18 protein-coding genes are annotated in these 16,879 nt (G+C 44.1%); 14 read left to right on the plus strand and 4 right to left on the minus strand.

Annotation, left to right across the window (positions count from 1 at the left end; translation table 11 throughout):
• The first annotated feature begins 16 nt into the window (after positions 1 to 16).
• The 10 genes from NYE54_RS07870 to NYE54_RS07915 all read left to right on the plus strand — a co-directional run bounded on the left by NYE54_RS07870 (position 17) and on the right by NYE54_RS07915 (position 9,418).
• On the plus strand, positions 17 to 337 hold the full coding sequence (locus NYE54_RS07870; RefSeq protein WP_244878965.1) for a hypothetical protein: 321 nt from the start codon (positions 17 to 19) through the stop codon (positions 335 to 337).
• A complete protein-coding gene (locus NYE54_RS07875; RefSeq protein WP_326095284.1) occupies positions 334 to 636 on the plus strand; it encodes a hypothetical protein in 303 nt (100 codons plus the stop codon). The genes NYE54_RS07870 and NYE54_RS07875 overlap by 4 nt, the downstream gene beginning before the upstream one ends.
• A gap of 20 nt (positions 637 to 656) precedes the next feature.
• A complete protein-coding gene (locus NYE54_RS07880) occupies positions 657 to 950 on the plus strand; it encodes a hypothetical protein (protein ID WP_339271337.1) in 294 nt (97 codons plus the stop codon).
• A gap of 194 nt (positions 951 to 1,144) precedes the next feature.
• A complete protein-coding gene (locus NYE54_RS07885; protein WP_339271339.1) occupies positions 1,145 to 2,230 on the plus strand; it encodes a phosphotransferase in 1,086 nt (361 codons plus the stop codon).
• Between the two features lie 248 nt (positions 2,231 to 2,478).
• Positions 2,479 to 3,660, plus strand: a complete 1,182-nt coding sequence (locus NYE54_RS07890) for a phosphotransferase (protein WP_339271341.1) — start codon at positions 2,479 to 2,481, stop codon at positions 3,658 to 3,660.
• A gap of 94 nt (positions 3,661 to 3,754) precedes the next feature.
• On the plus strand, positions 3,755 to 5,467 hold the full coding sequence (locus NYE54_RS07895) for an HAD-IIIC family phosphatase (RefSeq protein WP_339271343.1): 1,713 nt from the start codon (positions 3,755 to 3,757) through the stop codon (positions 5,465 to 5,467).
• Entirely contained in the window at positions 5,464 to 5,697 is a 234-nt protein-coding gene (locus NYE54_RS07900) for an acyl carrier protein (RefSeq protein ID WP_076323051.1), read from the plus strand. Before NYE54_RS07895 ends, NYE54_RS07900 begins: the two co-directional genes overlap by 4 nt.
• On the plus strand, positions 5,694 to 6,278 hold the full coding sequence (locus NYE54_RS07905; protein WP_076323052.1) for a GNAT family protein: 585 nt from the start codon (positions 5,694 to 5,696) through the stop codon (positions 6,276 to 6,278). The genes NYE54_RS07900 and NYE54_RS07905 overlap by 4 nt, the downstream gene beginning before the upstream one ends.
• A gap of 250 nt (positions 6,279 to 6,528) precedes the next feature.
• Positions 6,529 to 7,905, plus strand: a complete 1,377-nt coding sequence (locus tag NYE54_RS07910) for a nucleotide sugar dehydrogenase (protein ID WP_339271345.1) — start codon at positions 6,529 to 6,531, stop codon at positions 7,903 to 7,905.
• Positions 7,898 to 9,418: a glycosyltransferase gene (locus NYE54_RS07915; RefSeq protein ID WP_339271346.1), complete on the plus strand. Its 1,521-nt coding sequence runs from the start codon at positions 7,898 to 7,900 to the stop codon at positions 9,416 to 9,418. The genes NYE54_RS07910 and NYE54_RS07915 overlap by 8 nt, the downstream gene beginning before the upstream one ends.
• A gap of 90 nt (positions 9,419 to 9,508) precedes the next feature.
• Here NYE54_RS07915 and NYE54_RS07920 read toward each other — a convergent pair whose 3' ends face one another.
• The 4 genes from NYE54_RS07920 to NYE54_RS07935 form a co-directional block, all read right to left on the minus strand.
• Positions 9,509 to 10,456 carry a phosphotransferase gene (locus tag NYE54_RS07920; protein WP_339271348.1) on the minus strand — a complete coding sequence of 316 codons (948 nt, stop codon included), beginning with the start codon at positions 10,454 to 10,456 and terminating at the stop codon, positions 9,509 to 9,511.
• Positions 10,457 to 10,514: 58 nt separating this feature from the next.
• Positions 10,515 to 11,531, minus strand: a complete 1,017-nt coding sequence (locus tag NYE54_RS07925; protein WP_339271350.1) for a glycosyltransferase — start codon at positions 11,529 to 11,531, stop codon at positions 10,515 to 10,517.
• 116 nt (positions 11,532 to 11,647) lie between these two features.
• The gene (locus tag NYE54_RS07930) at positions 11,648 to 12,562 is read right to left on the minus strand and encodes a right-handed parallel beta-helix repeat-containing protein (protein ID WP_339271352.1); all 915 of its coding nucleotides are present in this window, start codon (positions 12,560 to 12,562) and stop codon (positions 11,648 to 11,650) included.
• Positions 12,563 to 12,843: 281 nt separating this feature from the next.
• Positions 12,844 to 13,245 (minus strand): CHRD domain-containing protein, encoded by a 402-nt coding sequence (locus NYE54_RS07935; RefSeq protein ID WP_339273430.1) that lies wholly within the window; start codon positions 13,243 to 13,245, stop codon positions 12,844 to 12,846.
• A gap of 184 nt (positions 13,246 to 13,429) precedes the next feature.
• On the opposite strand from NYE54_RS07935, the gene NYE54_RS07940 reads away from it, so the two are divergent.
• From NYE54_RS07940 to NYE54_RS07955, 4 genes are read left to right on the plus strand one after another with little or no spacing between them, the layout of a single operon-like run.
• A complete protein-coding gene (locus NYE54_RS07940; RefSeq protein WP_076323057.1) occupies positions 13,430 to 14,236 on the plus strand; it encodes a glycosyltransferase in 807 nt (268 codons plus the stop codon).
• A 31-nt stretch (positions 14,237 to 14,267) separates the two neighbouring features.
• A complete protein-coding gene (locus tag NYE54_RS07945) occupies positions 14,268 to 15,371 on the plus strand; it encodes a glycosyltransferase family A protein (RefSeq protein ID WP_339271355.1) in 1,104 nt (367 codons plus the stop codon).
• Between the two features lie 12 nt (positions 15,372 to 15,383).
• Positions 15,384 to 16,112: a glycosyltransferase family 2 protein gene (locus NYE54_RS07950; protein WP_339271357.1), complete on the plus strand. Its 729-nt coding sequence runs from the start codon at positions 15,384 to 15,386 to the stop codon at positions 16,110 to 16,112.
• Between the two features lie 28 nt (positions 16,113 to 16,140).
• Entirely contained in the window at positions 16,141 to 16,845 is a 705-nt protein-coding gene (locus NYE54_RS07955; RefSeq protein ID WP_339271359.1) for a sugar phosphate nucleotidyltransferase, read from the plus strand.
• The last annotated feature ends 34 nt before the right edge of the window (positions 16,846 to 16,879 follow it).

A 16,879-nucleotide genomic window follows, 5' to 3' on the forward strand; every position in this document is an offset into this window, starting at 1 on the left:
CGTTGGTTAAGGGGGAATGTATGTGAGTAAAGAGGAATCGTTCATGCGGATTCTCGATGCATCCGTTACTATTCAATATAATACCTATCTCATTCTTCAAGGGAAAGCGGTAGAAGCCGAAAAGGTTTGTCAATGGGTCCTGACTCAATATCCTCGTTCCAAGGGAGAGTTGAAGGATTCGTTATCCATTCACGAGCAAATTGTTGAGCAAATCGAGGGCTTGACGAAAATAGGCTCCGGTCTGTGCCGGAATCTGCGAATTATCCTCGGAACGGAAGCTGAACAAGATGACGCCATGGGATTTGATGCATTCGATTTCGGAGACACGGACTCATGATCGCGCGCATACAGCGGGAACATGAAGCCAAGATTGCTATGGTATCATCCATTGCTAGAAGTCAGCAAGCGCTGGCAAGTATTTTGGAAAGTATCGCAGAGGTTACGGCACATTCTGAAACAACCGCGCGCACTCTCGCGGAGAATATTCGGCTGCTTGTCGGCTATCAATCCGTGATGGCTGAAATGTTGACAGGCATTCCGTTAAATCGGTACAAATTAGGCAGTCCGGCATCGCCCTGGATAACATCCGAGTGCCAGCTATCTTACAACGAGGCCGGGTTAGAAGCTACGAACTGAACCTTGCAGGAGGATTCGGCATGAACATGGCATTATCCGTTAGGAATCATCGAAAGACTTCAGAAATGGCTCGGAAGAAATCATTCGCAAAGGGGCTGCGTGGCCTGAAGTCATCAGGCAGTAAACGCCGTCATGGCAAGAAAGGCAAGCGCCATCGAGCCGGTGGCCGTTACAGCTCCAGGCCTGGGGTCGGCAGATCCCGGCCTTTATCTCAAGTCCATGACCATGGGTATGATCATTCCTACATGGAAGACTTTAAAGCTGGATTTGCGAAAGGTTATGAGGATGGCAGACAGGCGGATGCCTCTCCATAACGACTCTGGTGGCATTTTATGTAACTTGAGCTGAAGAACGCTCCATCTTATATAGAATCAAAATTATTAAAGAATCTACCGTGGCCAATTGGAGAACGAGCACAGCACACCTCCGTTTGTTAGGCAAATGAATGGATGCGCATCTCTATGTTCGACATACAATGGTTTAAAAGCGAAAAATGGAGTGAGGACTAATGAGTCCAACCAGCAGAATAGACAAGCGATTCATTCGAAAAACATGGCGTAAGATGGAGTTTTCCAAATCATTCAAGTTCTTTAGCACCGAAGTGAGATTAGATGATCAAACAATGGAATGTTTAAAAGACTCATACAAAAGCAGTATATGGAAACTTGAAATCAAACATGAACAAAAGCGCATTCCCATCATTCTTAAAATTTCGAAACCGCTCGAAAAAGACCGACCGGAAAGCACGGTTGAGAAAAATATATACCGTAAAGGAAGAAAAGTACTTCAGCCGTTCATGCCACTAGTTTATAAAACCAAAAGAAATGTAAACGGACGCGATTTGTGGGTGTTCATGGAATACATCGAACCTCTTAAAGGGCGGGTGCAGTATAATCCGGATCACTTTGACAAAATCATTCCTACGTTAGCGAAGCTCCACTCCTCTACGATGAATGAACGCTTTAAACAACATGAGCGACTATTCGGTGATTGGCTGCCTCAATTTAGCTCTAATGTTATGAGAAAAGAAAGAAAAAGCATAAATAAGTTAACCTTGTATTATTTAGATGAAGCGATGAAAAACAACCATTTAAAAGAAATGATAAATCCATATTACTCGCTCGTGAAGGGTCTGCTGCAGAGAGGGCCAGATTATTTCCCGGAGGTCGTTCATGAAGGCTGCAGCATTATCCACGGAGATCTTCACACTGCAAACATAGCGGCCTACAATGTTAAGGAGAAATCGTGGAAAATCAAGTTTATTGATTGGGAAGGCGCAAAATATGCCCCGTGCTGGTTTGATCTCGTCAATTTGATCGGGGTTTTCTTGGCATACCGCCGAGAGTGGGAAGATCAGGAGGAGCTTATAACCCGCCGTTGTGTTCAGTTATATTCGAATGAGATGAGAAGGCATGGAGTTATCTTTAAAACCGATCCATTCAAACTGTATCAGATGGCATTCCTAAAACGAATACTTGAGAAGGGGCTGTATCTGCAGCTGAATTGGGCTGTTACCGGTAAAAAAGAGGCGAAGCTACTGCCGGTGTATTTAGAAAAAATCAAAGTTTTAGGAAAAAAATTGGAACTTTATTAGTACTTATTCGATCCAATGGATATTAAGTTGAGTACTACTCGGATAACCCGCGTGTTCAGCGGGTTGTTTTGCGTTGTTTTTGATGAATCTATCTCACAATCGCAGCAGAAATTCTTGGCTAATCGTTATCCAATTATTCGAGGAATGTTAAATCATGTGTGTGGAATGTTAAATCGCATTTTTTTAATGTCATGTCGGAGGTCCTCCACATAGGATATAAAAGGAATACGGAGTGGAGGAACGCGGATATGACAAAAATGGGTAGTTCGGAAGGATTCGAGCAAGGTCGTACGGATGGATTTAGAAAGGGAAAAGAAGATGGATATAATAAAGGGCTTGAGGATGCACAAGCCTTATTGGTGAACCCGCCTCTTAACGATATCAGTCTGAAATGGCGAGAGCTTCGATGTGCTGACCAGATGGCAAGCCATTTCGGATCTTCTGTTGTTTTAAACGACAGAAATATGGAATGTTTGAAAGAAACATTCAAGAGTGCAATCTGGAAACTCGAAATTACGGCAAACGGACAAAATTATCCGATGATTTTAAAGATATTCAAAGCACCTGTGAACGAACAGAAATTAATCGAGTTAAACATGTACCGGAAAGCAACCAGTATTCTACCGGATTTGATACCTACCATATATTTGATCGTGGAAGGTATGAATGGTGAGGATGTATGGGTATTCATGGAGTTCGTCCCTCAAGTAAAGGGTCAGGTTATCTTTACACCCGATTATTTCGACCGGATTATCCCTTCGTTGGCGAAGCTTCATGCACTAACCTATAACGACAATTTTTATAATCATTGGGAAACATTCGAGGAATGGCTTCCGCTTTACGACTCCGAAACCACAACGCAAGAACGCCGGAAGAACCATCAAAAAACGATGGAATATCTGGATAAGGCAATGGAACGTCCTGAATTAAAGCAGAGACTGGAGTCTAGCTACGCTAATGTCCGTACCATGTTACAAAAGGGACCTATTTATTTTCCCGAACTTCTTCAGGCTGGTAAAAGTATCATTCACAATGATCTTCAAACTCCGAATATCGGCTGCCACAATGTAGCTGAAGAGACCTGGAATATTAAATTTATCGATTGGGAAGGAGCACGTTTCTCACCATGCTGGTTCGATATGTTTAATTTAATGGGTGTGTTTTTTGCATACCGAAAGGACTGGAGAGGTGACGAAAATGCCGTGATTGAGCGCTGTGCGCCTTTGTATGCCGCAGAAATGCTCAAATATGGAATCCGGTTCGATACGGACCCGGTTACGTTATACAAAATGGCTTATTTGCAGCGCGTTTTGGAACGCAGCTTGCTCCAGCAGCTTATTTGGGGAGTGGAAGATCTGAAGTCGGTTTATTTATTGGATCATTATTTAGATAGAATCAATGTGTGGGGCAAGGAGCTCGGGTTATATTAATGCCAATGACTTTAGCGGGATAGGATCTAGGAGTATCAGAATCATTGGAAGAATGGGCAGGTCAATGCTCTAACAACAGGAGGGAGGTATAGGAATGAATCATGTGTTAACCTATCTAGATTTAGCGGATTCTCTGCTGTGCTCCCTTCCCTCCAGGGCTCGGATTGCAGGAAGCCCTAAGCTCCCATGCAATCGAACCTTCCGAATACGAGTCGACAGAACGATGCCCTTTGAGTTTGTTGCCAATTTGATGCCTCCGTTTTGCGGATTATGGGAGGCTGATGTCTGTTTTGATTACTCTGATTATGATAGCGCTCTGTCCGATATTGGAGGGGAAACTCAGGCGGATGTATATATCATCTGGTTAGATTGGCGGATCTACGCCAGCTCAATGAGCGCACAGGAAGCTGCACATTGGCTGAATGAACGGATCGTTAAACTGCGTATGGTAACGGATAAACCAATCTGGATAAATAACTGGCCGGAGTCCTTGGAAGATGCCGATAGGGTGCTCAGCTTCCGTGCCAGTGACCGTGGATGGTTCCGGAAGTTAAATTCGTATTTGTTGGAGTCCGTTGAGAACAACACAGGATGTGTTCTGATCGATTTAGCTGAATTGGCCCATGAAGGTACCGAGTCCTTCTATGATTATCGGAACGAGGAAATCAGCAGCTATCCATTTTCCAATCAGGCAACGATAATTATCTCCCGTCACCTTGGTGTACATCTCTTACCCGCTTCCTGTGTTCCGAGACTTAAAGCGATTGCTCTTGATCTTGATGATACGCTTTATCACGGGGTATTGGGAGAGGAAGGGGCTGAAGGGGTAGCTTTAACGGAAGGTCATCATCGGTTGCAAAGGCTGCTGCTCAAACTTAAACAATCGGGAGTGCTGCTCACGTTATGCAGCCGTAATGAAGAAGAAGATGTTAAGGCTCTGTTTGACACTCGGAGCGATTTCCCGCTGAGATGGGACGATTTTGCCGCTGTCTGCGCGAATTGGCAGACAAAAGCAGAAAATCTGAATCGCTTGGCGCGAATACTGAATATTGACCCGTCTGCTTTCGTGTTTGTGGATGACAATCCGGCAGAGTTGGTGAAGATGGCCGCTGTACTGCCAGAGGTTCGTCTTTTACGAGCAAAGCAAAACGGTGAAGAAACGATGTTTGGATTATGTCATTTTCCCGGATTATATCAACTTCACCAGGATAACATGGCCGTATCCAGAACAACCGATATTCAGGCCAATCAGACAAGGGAGAAGATTAGACAATCAGCATCGGATTATCGTTCCTATTTAGACAGCTTGAACATGGTTGTAACCATCTATGAGAATGAAGCTTCCCATGTCACGCGGCTGCATGAATTAAGTCATAAAACGAATCAGTTTAACCTGGCATTAAGGCGGATGACAGAAGTGGAGGCGAATGACGTTATGAATGCCTCGAAATATGCTACGATTACGATTCGCCTCTCCGATATACTGTCAGACAGTGGAATTATCGGCGCTTTTATATGCCGGTTGGATGGTGAGCAAGCGCATTTAATCGAAACGCTTTTTAGCTGCAGGGCGCTTGGCCGTGAGATTGAAACGGTAGCCTTTGCCTGGATCTTGGAGAAATTAATGGATCGAGGGGTGCAGCGTATCAATATCGAAATGGCTCAGGGGCCGCGAAATGCTCCTGCCTTGGACTGGATAAAGCGTTTTGTTACAGGCTCGCCTGAACAACTGGCGCTTAAAGATCTCTATGCACGTGTAAAAGCAGCTTGCGGAAGTCATCCTGCTAGAGTGGAGGTAAATCGATGACTACAGAATTACGCAAACAAATCGGGTCGATCTTATCCGAGGTATTAAACACTGCATTACCGCCTCATGATAATCCAAAGCGGGAAGAGCTGGCGAATTGGGATTCTTTAAAACATATGGAACTCATTCTTCGTCTTGAAGAACAATTTGATGTTCGCTTCTCCATTAGGGAAGTAGCGGGAATTCAAAGCTTGGATGACATCGCCAAGATCATTGAGGTGAAGTCGTGAAGCACAACATCAAAGTTGAACGCTTTGGGATTCGATTAAGACCCATTACGATGGACGACGCTGATTTTATTTTCAAACTAAGAAGATCCCCTGATTTATCCAGGTATATTGGAGAAATCGATTCTCGTTATTCTACTCATGAATCATGGTTGAAACAATATTTTCACAGAGAAGGCGACTATTACTTCTGCATTGAGCTTCTCTCGGGCGTACCTATCGGAACCATAGCGATCTATGATATTGATGGTCAAGCCGGGAATTGGGGAAGATGGATTATTTCCGATTCGATCCCTGCCGCTCCTGCCAGCGTATGGCTTATTTTTCACGTTGCGTTTGATATTCTGGGTTTGTCCAGTGTGTTCTCCAACACGGTTATTGATAATGCGAGTGTCGTTTCTTTTCATGATAACTGCGGTTTGCCCCGGACCGGAATTGAACGTAATGGCCTTACCATTAGAGGCGTATCCTATGACATGGTTATTCATACGGCTACGAAGGAGAACTGGCCTATGATTCAACAAAGATTAGAGAAGCCTGCAATATTGGCGGAGCGTCTGCTGAGGGAGAATCCGGAAGAATAATTAACATACTTTACGGAATGTAAGAAAATATGACTTGTTTACTGACGACAGCGAAACCGTTCGCTGTCTTTTCTGTATGTACCGGACGAAAAGGAATGACATGGGTAATATGTCTGGTGAATTCGCCGTTGCTTCTCTCAGGTGTATTTCATATTTTATCAGGAGAAGGAAATTCATGATCGCCCGGTAATTTCATCATGGGTGTTTTTTGAACAAGGACTTACTCTTCAAGAAAGGATGGACAACCAGGATGAGCGAAATCTTGCATAAAATAGAAACCAAGACGGCAACGGTGGCCGTGATCGGTCTTGGTTACGTCGGACTATCTGTGGCAGTGGAGGCGGCAAGAGCCAATTACAGGGTGTACGGAATTGACATCGATAAGAATAAAACGGAACAGTTACAACGCGGAAAATCGTATGTTACGGATATAAAGGATGAAGATATCGATTCTTTGATCCATCAGCGCCTGTATGCCGTTCATGAGTTTTCAGTGCTGGCTGAAGCAGATATCATCGTTATTTGCTTGCCCACTCCGCTTAACATCAACAGAGATCCTGACGTTTCCATGATTCGGTCAGCGGTTGATTCCATCATCCGGTATGCTTCGAGAGATACGCTCATTATTTTGGAAAGCACCACCTATCCCGGAACGACCGAAGAATTAATTAAGAATGTGATTGAAGCCAATACGCAATGGGAAGCGGGTAAGGATGTTTTTGTATGTTATTCTCCGGAAAGAGTGGACCCTGGAAACCGTAAATTCAATGTAAAAAACACACCTAAAATCTTAGGTGGAATCACGGAGGAATGTACCCATCTTGGCCTTCAATTTTACCGTTCTTTTTTGGATAACGTGATACCAGTAAGCTCAACGGCCGCGGCCGAAATGGTTAAGTTGCTCGAGAACACGTTTCGAAGTGTTAACATAGCGCTTGTGAACGAGCTGACGCTCATGTGTGATCGAATGGGGATTAACATCTGGGAAGTGATCGACGCTGCTTCGACCAAGCCGTTTGGTTACATCCCCTTTTTCCCAGGGCCGGGGATCGGTGGCCACTGCATCCCGATCGATCCGACCTATCTGTCATGGAGAGCTAAAAAGTTCGGCTTCTATAACAAATTTATTGAATTGACCAGCGATATCAACAGCAATATGCCCCGATATGTCATATCGCAGATTACCGACATACTCAATGACAATGAAAAGCCGCTAAAAAACTCAAATATTATATGCATTGGAATGGCTTATAAAAAGGATGTCAACGATATGCGAGAATCGCCTGCACTCGAAGTGTTCAGGCTTCTACAGCAGAAGGGGGCTGCTGTAACCTATTATGACCCGCTCATTCCATGGTTTATAGACAATGGCCACAGGATATCCTCCATAGAACTTTTGCCGGATCTGATTGCCTCCGCCGACCTGGTCGTTATTACTACCGATCATAGTACGATCGATTACCAGTTTATTGCTGAGCATGCCGCTTTGCTGTATGACACGAAAAATGTGACTCGGTCGATTAAAGGAAACATTGTATTGCTCGGCGGACATAAGCGATTGGAGAAAAGTTTATCCCCGGTTGTGTCGATCAAAGATAGCGGGGAAGGGAGGGAAGGGATTGATTGATGTTGTCATTTGTGTGCATAACGGTTTGAATGCGGTAAAACAATGTTTGAACTCCATTCAAAATAATACGACACAAAAAATTAATGTAATTATCATAGATGATGGAAGCGATCAAACCACAAAGCGATATCTGGAACAGTACACACGACAATTTCACTATACATTAATTCGACACGATAAACCGCAAGGCTATACGGCTTCTGCGAATCAAGGATTAAAACAGTCAACATCGCGATACTGCGTCCTTCTCAACAGCGACACGATCGTAACCAGTCAGTGGTTGGAAAGGCTGACGGAAACCATGGAATCCGATCGCAGGATCGGTATCGTCGGTCCGCTGTCTAATGCAGCCAGCTGGCAATCCATTCCCCATCGGGACTGGAACCGTAATGGATTGGAGCCCAACTTGACGATCGAACAAATGGCCGAGCTTGTCTATCAATCCTCCGATAAGAATTTTCCGAGAGTCATGTTTTTGAACGGCTTCTGTTTAATGATCAAGAAGGAAGTCATAGACAAAATCGGGTATTTCGATGAAAAGAACTTTCCGATAGGTTACGGGGAAGAAGATGATTATTGTCTTCGTGCCCGCGCTGCCAACTTTAAATTAAAGGTTGCCACTCATTGTTATATTTATCATCAAAAGTCGGCAAGCTTTGGAAAGGATAGAAGGAAGCGATTAGCACAGAATGGGAAAGCTGCCCTCATTCGCAAACACGGCGTGGAAAGGATTAAGCAATCGATACAAAAAATGGTCGATCATCGATTGCTCAAAGAAACAAGGGCAAAATTAAAATGGCTATTAGCTTGCAGACGACAAATCATCACAAGTAATCAACGAAAAAACGTAATATACACAGCGATAACCGGTAATTACGATAAGCTACAGGATCCTTTACAAATGAGCAAGCATTGTGATTACTATTGTTTCACGGATAATCCGAAATTAAAGTCCGGAACCTGGAAAATGATTAAGTTAGATAAAATATTCGCTGATACGGCCCGTCAAGCTAGATGGGTAAAAGTTATGCCACACTTATTATTCCCGACCTACAAACACAGTGTTTGGGTTGACGGGAATATCCGAATTGTCGGAGATATCGATCGGTTTATTGAAAAATATAGCGCCTCACCGCTCGTGTTCTACAAACATTCACATCGGAATTGTATTTATAAAGAAGCTGAAGCTTGTATTGCCTTGGGGAAGGATAAGAAAGAAGTCATATTAAAACAAGTAGCCTTGTATAAGAATGCGGGATATCCGAGGGATAACGGACTAATTGAGTCCGGCGTGATCCTAAGACGCCATAATGATCCTATCGTTACGGGGGCAATGACCACATGGTGGAGACAAATCATAAGTTATAGTAAAAGAGACCAAATCAGCTTTAATTACGTTGCCTGGAAGAATAACGTTCCATTTACCGCGATCAATGGCAATATCCGTAATAATGAATTTTTTAATTGGAGCAAGCATCACAATAAGCCAGTTATGAAAAGATTGAAACGCTAATATGTATCTTAGGGGCTGTTGTCGTACAACGGCCCCTTCGTTATGCCTTTATGAAATGGCGGTTGTTAGTGTGGTGGAAGGAAAAATGTTTTATTTAACGCCACCCAAATGCCTGCTTACGATATCATCCTTCTTCAGTTCGTCTAATACAACCTCCTGTACCCGGGAACTCTTCAGGGGCAGTTTCCTTTGCCTGATCGATCCGCCGAGGTAGTAGTAGAGGCTGTAAGGAAAAATCGCGTCTATATAGTAGAGTTCTTCAAAAGACTTCCCCTCAGGGAATTTCGCAAAATACTCTTTATAATATGAAGACAACACAATCCTCGGTAATAAATAACGGATATCCTTGATGGGAGAGTCAATTCTTGAATGCTCCAGGTCAATAATCCATATATCTCCTGATGTTGTTTTTATTGCGTTTAAATGGGTTAGATCCCCATGTACGACCCATCTTCTTTTGCTCACGGATTTGAGATGGTCAGCGAGGAGGGGCGCTCTCCGGGAAGAAACTCTTATACATTTCTCAGCTAATTGTATACATGGTTGAATATACTTCAAGGAGTACTGGTCTTTCCATTTCATCAATTCTTTTAATTTGAATTGATACTCAGATATCCACCTGTTTATTCCGACCTTCAAGTCGTCCGGATTATGTTTGGGTGTGAGTGAACTTGGGTACCTGGCGTGTTGATGAAAATCTCCGATTACCCTTACGCGGTCAATTATCGATGCAGGACCGCCAGAGATATATCTAGACAAATAATAACGATGCTTTCCTTGTTTCGTACATAGTTTCCGTTGATTCGTGGCGATAACATCAGGCACCTTTAACCCTTGTTGGGATAGCGCGTATTGTAGAGTGATTGAAGGGGTGAACGTTTTACTTGATCTATAGTCCGATTTAAGGATATAGGTTTCGTTGTTATTGATTACCTTCCACACCGCTTTATCCGGCTCGTTCTGAATCCATTCGATTTTCGGCTTTTTGATATCATAATACTGGTTAAGAACCAACGTTGCATCTTGAATTGTAGGCATGCCATCACCTCTCCATCGAGATCATAGGACAAGATCATCATCTAATCTATTACAGGTTCTATGGTACGTCGAGCAGGCCTTGAAACAGAGCCCTCCAATTTTCTGCACACTGCTTGACCGTAAAGTTCTTGGCCACGGCCTTTGCGGCCTTTTGTGAAATTTTTTTCCGAAGTTTGGGATTTTCGATCAATTCTTTAATCCCGGCGTACCAACCTTGCTCTGTTTGAGGAACAAAATAACCCGTTTTTTTGTGGAATACCCAATCACGGTATATGGGGGATAATGAATAAATGCCGGGAATGCGGCAGGATGCGTAGTCGCGGAATTTCACATTACTTTTGCAGTGGTAGAACAGATCATCATCCATGGGTGCAAGACCGATATCCCAATTGGCCCGATACAACCGCTGCATGAACTGGCTGTAATTTTCATTATGTTTACAATGCGAGACATTAGGATGACCCTTCAATTCTTCAGGACAGTACCCATAGAACTCCAGTCTGACAAAATCTCCGTATTCCTTAAGTATACGCTTCAATGCGGGAATAACGGGTCGGAAAGAACTCTCTTTTTTTGCACCTTCGTATCCGATCACGAGTCGATCTTCCTTTTTCGGACCTCTGGACAATTTTGTAAATGAAAGATCGATACTCCCTGGAAAATAGATCACTTTAGGAGTGAATTGCTTCTTAATCACTTCGCGAAAGACGGGTGATTCTACTTTGACCATGTGTACATTTCTTAGAAAGTAAGTATAGGTTTTTTTATAAGCGGGTTTTGCGTATATCTGGCCAAGACGAGTGGTTTGAGGGATCGCGAGAAAATGGTCGTCAATGACGTATACGGTCTTCTTTCCCTCACGGTGTGCCCATTCTAAACATTGGAGCGCTGCTGGCTCAATGCTTCTTAGAAACAAAATAATATCGTATGAAGAAATGATAGATCGGGTTACCTGTTTATGAGGAAGGATCTTAAAACTGCAGTATCCTTGTCCTTCCAGATAACGGAGAGGTGGGAGAAGAATGATTTGGTACGATGCGGTTCCCTCTGAGCCGACCACAAGAATTCTTCTCATTTAGTGACCCCCAATCAACAATGATTACTGGATGCCCTTGCGGGTAACGCAGTTGAAAAATAGTGCTTGCCCTCACGAGGAGAGCAAGCGTAAAAGCCATACGTGAAACAAGGAATTTAGAACAAGTTATTATCTGTACCTGTTACGGAGATTTGAGTTGGAGTGTTACCGGTGAACCGATTTCCGAATGCGGTGTTTTCATCGCCAGAAATGAGGAGTCCAAAATTCTTATTGAGCTCCATCTCGTTGAATTCCACACTGTTAAAATCCGTGGCAATTGCGATACCGGTTTGAGTGTTACCATCGGAATCGTTGGCTCCAAGATATCCGTTATCCCCGGTTGTGATCGAAACGCCGATCCCTGTATTATTTTCCACGTTGTTGCGTATCAGTACGTTGTTTGCTGCTGCAACGGTGATTCCGCTTGTTCCGTTTTGCGAGACCGTGTTGCCGAATAACAGATTGTTCGCTGCGGTGCTCGAGATGCCGATCGTGCCGTTTTGAGAGACAGTATTACCGATAGCCGCATTATTGGCGCCGGCCAACAAAATACCCACACTTGTATTGCTGAAGGATACATTCTGTACGATCCAGCTGTCGGTGCTTACTACGTTGATTCCAGCAGCGCCGCCTGCGTCTTGAACACTGTTTCTCCACGCTACATGACCGGTACCGGCAGCTAAATCAATGCCAATACCAAGCGTGTTGTTAATGGTATTGCCAATAATGCGGTGATTGGTACCAGCGGTAACATCAATCGCATCGGCCGTGTAGTTTTGAATCTTAAATCCGTTAATTTCAACCCCCGTAGCTGCCGTGACAATGAACGCACTTGCCGCAGCGTTGAGTCCTTGGCGTATCGCCGAACCTTCATTTTTAGCTATAACTTTTACGTTGGAAGTCGCTACAGTCACCGCCGGCTCTGGATACGTTCCATCATTAACCAATACGACATCACCAGCGACAGCTGAAGCTACCGCAGTTGCAATTGGCGTCCCTGTAGGTGAAGGGAAGACCGAAATAATGGCCATCACGTCTACCTCCTTATATAGAATTGATTAAGGTTTTGTATTCTTAATCTAGTAACAGTTAATGCAATGGAAGAAAGTTATGTTAAGGCAGATGAATGAGATAAAATGCACATTTTTGAGAGGTTGAAAGAACAGATAGGGTTAAAGCCTACGTTCCTACTGCCAAGACGTGGATCGTTCTCGAACGAATTGCTGATATCCATGCGAATTTATCATGGGGAACCAATGGGGCTCTAACTTTAGGCTAAAGAGTCAAAGTTGTTCCATATGATGATGTGCTTCTATCGCCGGATCTGGCCGCGAATTTCCCCATCCCGATTTTGGATGGTATGCACGTTGGCATAGGCATTACCGCGTTCGAATTCACGGATCAGGTCGCGAATCGTTCTGCCTTGCAGAGGACCGATCAAATCTTGGTTTGTCAGGACACCCCGAATAACTCCACGTCTTACGGATATGCCGAACTTTGAAGGGCCAAACAAGAAGGCGACAATGGGACCGTTTTGTCCGACTCTTCCGAGATGAATATGAGCTTGGGTAACACGGTTAATATTATTGACCACAAGTCTGAATCGCAGTTGGGTACCCGTTCTGTTTACCCGAAAAACCGCATTTCCAAAGGCTATCGTTCTTACAGGTGGTACCTCGTTTCGGCCTAGTAATAATGCTCTGAAAGTTCTGATAAGTCTTCACTTCCTTTCTTTTTAATGCTCTAGTTTATTCAATGTAGATAGAGTTGGTATGTTTATTGGTCCATACGCTCAACCCAATTTATTTCACCTCAGGTACGAATGCCGTTACAGTAAAAAAACCTATACATAAAATGAGGGGGAAGTCTTCTTAATCCAAACTTGGCAGGTGAGAAACATGAAGAAACGAAGTCCTTCGAGTCCCGTTAACAGAACAAAGAGGAGAAGATCCCTGTCCTCAATCAAAAATGCGGAGCTTCCGAAGGTATCCGTCATCATTCCTGCTATGAACGAATCGAAGACCATCGCGGCAGTCATTCGGCAAGCCTATCAAGTGCACCCCGACACGGAGGTTATCGTTGTTGCCAATGGTTCAACGGACGGTACAGCCGAAATTGCTCAAAGCATCGGAGCGAGGGTGATTCACATGCCCTTTCCGCTCGGTCATGATGTGGGACGAAGTATCGGCGCTGCAGCGGCTAGAGGAGACATCTTGCTGTTTACCGATGCAGACATTGTTATTCAAGCAAGTGATTTGACGCCTTTGACGAAAGCTGTGGAAGAAGGTGTGGATGTAGCTTTGAACAAGTATTTGGGTCCAACCGACAAGCATCACGTTCACAGCGTGATCCTCGCCAAGCATACGTTAAACATTTTGGTTTCCAATCCCGAATTGAAAGGAGCTTCGTTAACAACGATTCCACATGCAATGAGCCGTAAAGCCATAAATCTGATTGGCATCGACAATTTGGCTGTCCCCCCGAAAGCTCAAGCAATGGCCATTTATAATGGTTTGAAGGTACGAGGGGTCCATTACGTGGATGTGGGAAGAAGAAACCCCAGAAGGGGTAGAACCAGAGGAAATGATCCCCTTGAAACCTTGATCGTTGGGGATCATTTGGAGGCGATAGATTGGTTAATCTCTAAATCCGGCATGCGGGGAAATCGGTCGGATCTCACACGAAAAAGAGAAAGCGTGTGGTGATGGGATGGTGCGAAGAAAGCAGAGACGAGTTATGATGCCAGCCTCATATTCTTTTAGAAGAGCAATGAAGCCAATAAGTAAAAGAAAAAGTGCCAAGAACAAACGCAGCCGCCATAAATTAGGGGCTCGGATGTTCAAGAATCGTCTGAGTTCAAACGGAGTTATCGACTATTGGAAAGAGAAAGCATACACTGTCGGTTATCAACAAGCAGTCCATGAAGATATTGAGCGTGAAGATACTGACCCCCATATCAAATTGAATGAGAGTTGGAACCGCTGGTACCATTCAGTTAGGCCGCTACCATGGGAGATTTACCATGCGGCGGCGTCTAAATTTGTGGAAGGACACCGTAAGCATTCTGGAATCTATCTAGGAAATGCAGTACTCCTGCCAACGGACAAAAGAGTAGCGGCAATTGTCTTGGTGATGAACGAGAAAGATACGATTTTACAATTGCTGGAACAGCTTCATCGGCTGCCACTACATGAGATCATTTTTGTGGTGAACGGATCAACCGATGAAAGCTTTGAAATGATCCGTAACCAATCGAAAGCGATTATTGTGCACTATAAACAAGCTTTGGGACACGATGTTGGCAGAGCAGTTGGGGCGAAGTTGGCCGATTCTGAAATTCTGCTGTTCCTTGATGGAGATGTTCCGATATTAGCCGAGCATCTCGTACCGTTCATCGATGCCATTGAACAAGGTAGCGATATTGCCTTAAATGATATTTCTCCATGGATCGGGATGTTTTCCAAAAGAGACTACGTAACCATAGTTAAGGAGTTTATTAACCGATCCATGGGCAGGGCGGACCTCGAAGCGAATTCGCTTACGGCGGTGCCTCACGCGATCAAGAAAGAAGCAGCGCAGATCATTGGGTACGCCAATTTATCCGTCCCACCGAAAGCGCAAGTCATCGCCCTTGAAAAGGGTTTAAAAATAAATGCACCGGCCAGTGTAGACGTTATTTCAAAAAATCGACTCCGGGCTCGAAATGTCGGACTACAGAATGCTGTTTCCGATTTGATCATTGGAGATCATATCGAAGCTCTAAAAACAGCATTCGATTTAAAGGGATCACGGCTATCTTTTTCGGATCAGATTAGACAAAGGCAGCTAACCAAGGTTTAGAAGGTGGAAGCTATGCAAAAAACAAGTATCATTATTCCAACTTTCAATGGAAAGGATCTGCTAAAGGATTGTATTTATTCCATTAAACTTCATACGAAAGAGCCCTATGAGATCATTGTTGTCGATAATGGTTCCTCCGACGGTACCGTTGATATTTGCCGTCAGGAGGGGATTACCTTCATTTCATTGGCAAGTAACGTTGGCTTTCCGGCAGCATGCAACAAGGGATTAAAAATCGCAACCGGCGATACGATACTTCTGCTGAATAATGATGTCATTGTCACCCGCAACTGGTTACAGAATATGTTGAATTGTTTGAACAGCGAAACGAATATCGGTATCGTCGGACCACTTACCAACTATGCGAGCGGCAAGCAACAGATCGATATGCCTTATACCAGTTTGGAAGAGATGTCGAGCCAGCTGAATGAGCCGGATGCGAAAAAGTGGCTACAGGTGGAACGAATCGTCGGAATGTGCTTCCTGTTTAAACGGGAGTTAATGGACCGCATCGGACTGCTGGACGAACGTTATTCCCCGGGTCATTATGAGGACGATGATTATTGTCACCGGGCCAGGAATGCGGGATATACGTTCAGGATAGCTGGGGATGTCTTTGTTTTTCATCATGGGAGTGCCAGCTTTGCCAAGCAGGACATGAGTAAAGTGAAGCATCTTGTTGATATAAACAGACAGAAGTTTATTGATAAATGGGGCGTCGATCCAACGATCTATGTATAATTATATAGTTTGCGAAAGGAAGGGTTATATGAAAGGCGTCATTCTGGCAGGAGGTACGGGCACCCGTCTTTATCCATTGACCAAAGTCATAAATAAACATCTGCTGCCTGTCGGGAAAGTTCCGATGATATGTCACGGAATAGAGAAATTCAAAAAAGCGGGTATTGAAGATATTCTCATTGTGATCGGCAAGCAATCTGCGGGTTTATATATAGACCTGATCGGCAGTGGAAAAGAGTGGGGAGTAAATGCCACGTTTAAAATCCAGGAAGAAGCCGGGGGGATTGCCCAAGCTTTATACCTTGCCGAACCGTTCGTAACACCAGGCGAAAAGTTCGTGGTACTTCTTGGGGATAATCTGTTTGAAGATCATCTAACCACTTATGTTCAAGATTTTGAAAAACAAGCCGATGGGGCGCGTGTACTTCTGAAGAAAGTTCATGATCCAAAGCGATACGGAGTTCCAGTCTTGGAGAAAGACAACATCGTAATGATTGAAGAAAAACCGGAGGAACCCCAATCTGATTATTGTGTAACCGGTATTTATATGTATGATTCGACTGTGTTTGAAACGATCCGAGCCATTAAACCATCGGCACGAGGTGAATTGGAAATAACAGACGTTAACAATGTGTACGCGTCGAAGGGGAAACTTGCCTATGACATTTTAGAGGGATGGTGGACGGATGCAGGAACCTTCCAGTCCTTATACCAAGCCAGTGGCCGATTGTAGAGAACTCAATATTTGGAATGAATAAGTCCGGAGG

The sequence above is a fragment of the Paenibacillus sp. FSL K6-1330 genome (assembly GCF_037976825.1).
In the GTDB taxonomy this organism is placed as follows: domain Bacteria; phylum Bacillota; class Bacilli; order Paenibacillales; family Paenibacillaceae; genus Paenibacillus_AQ.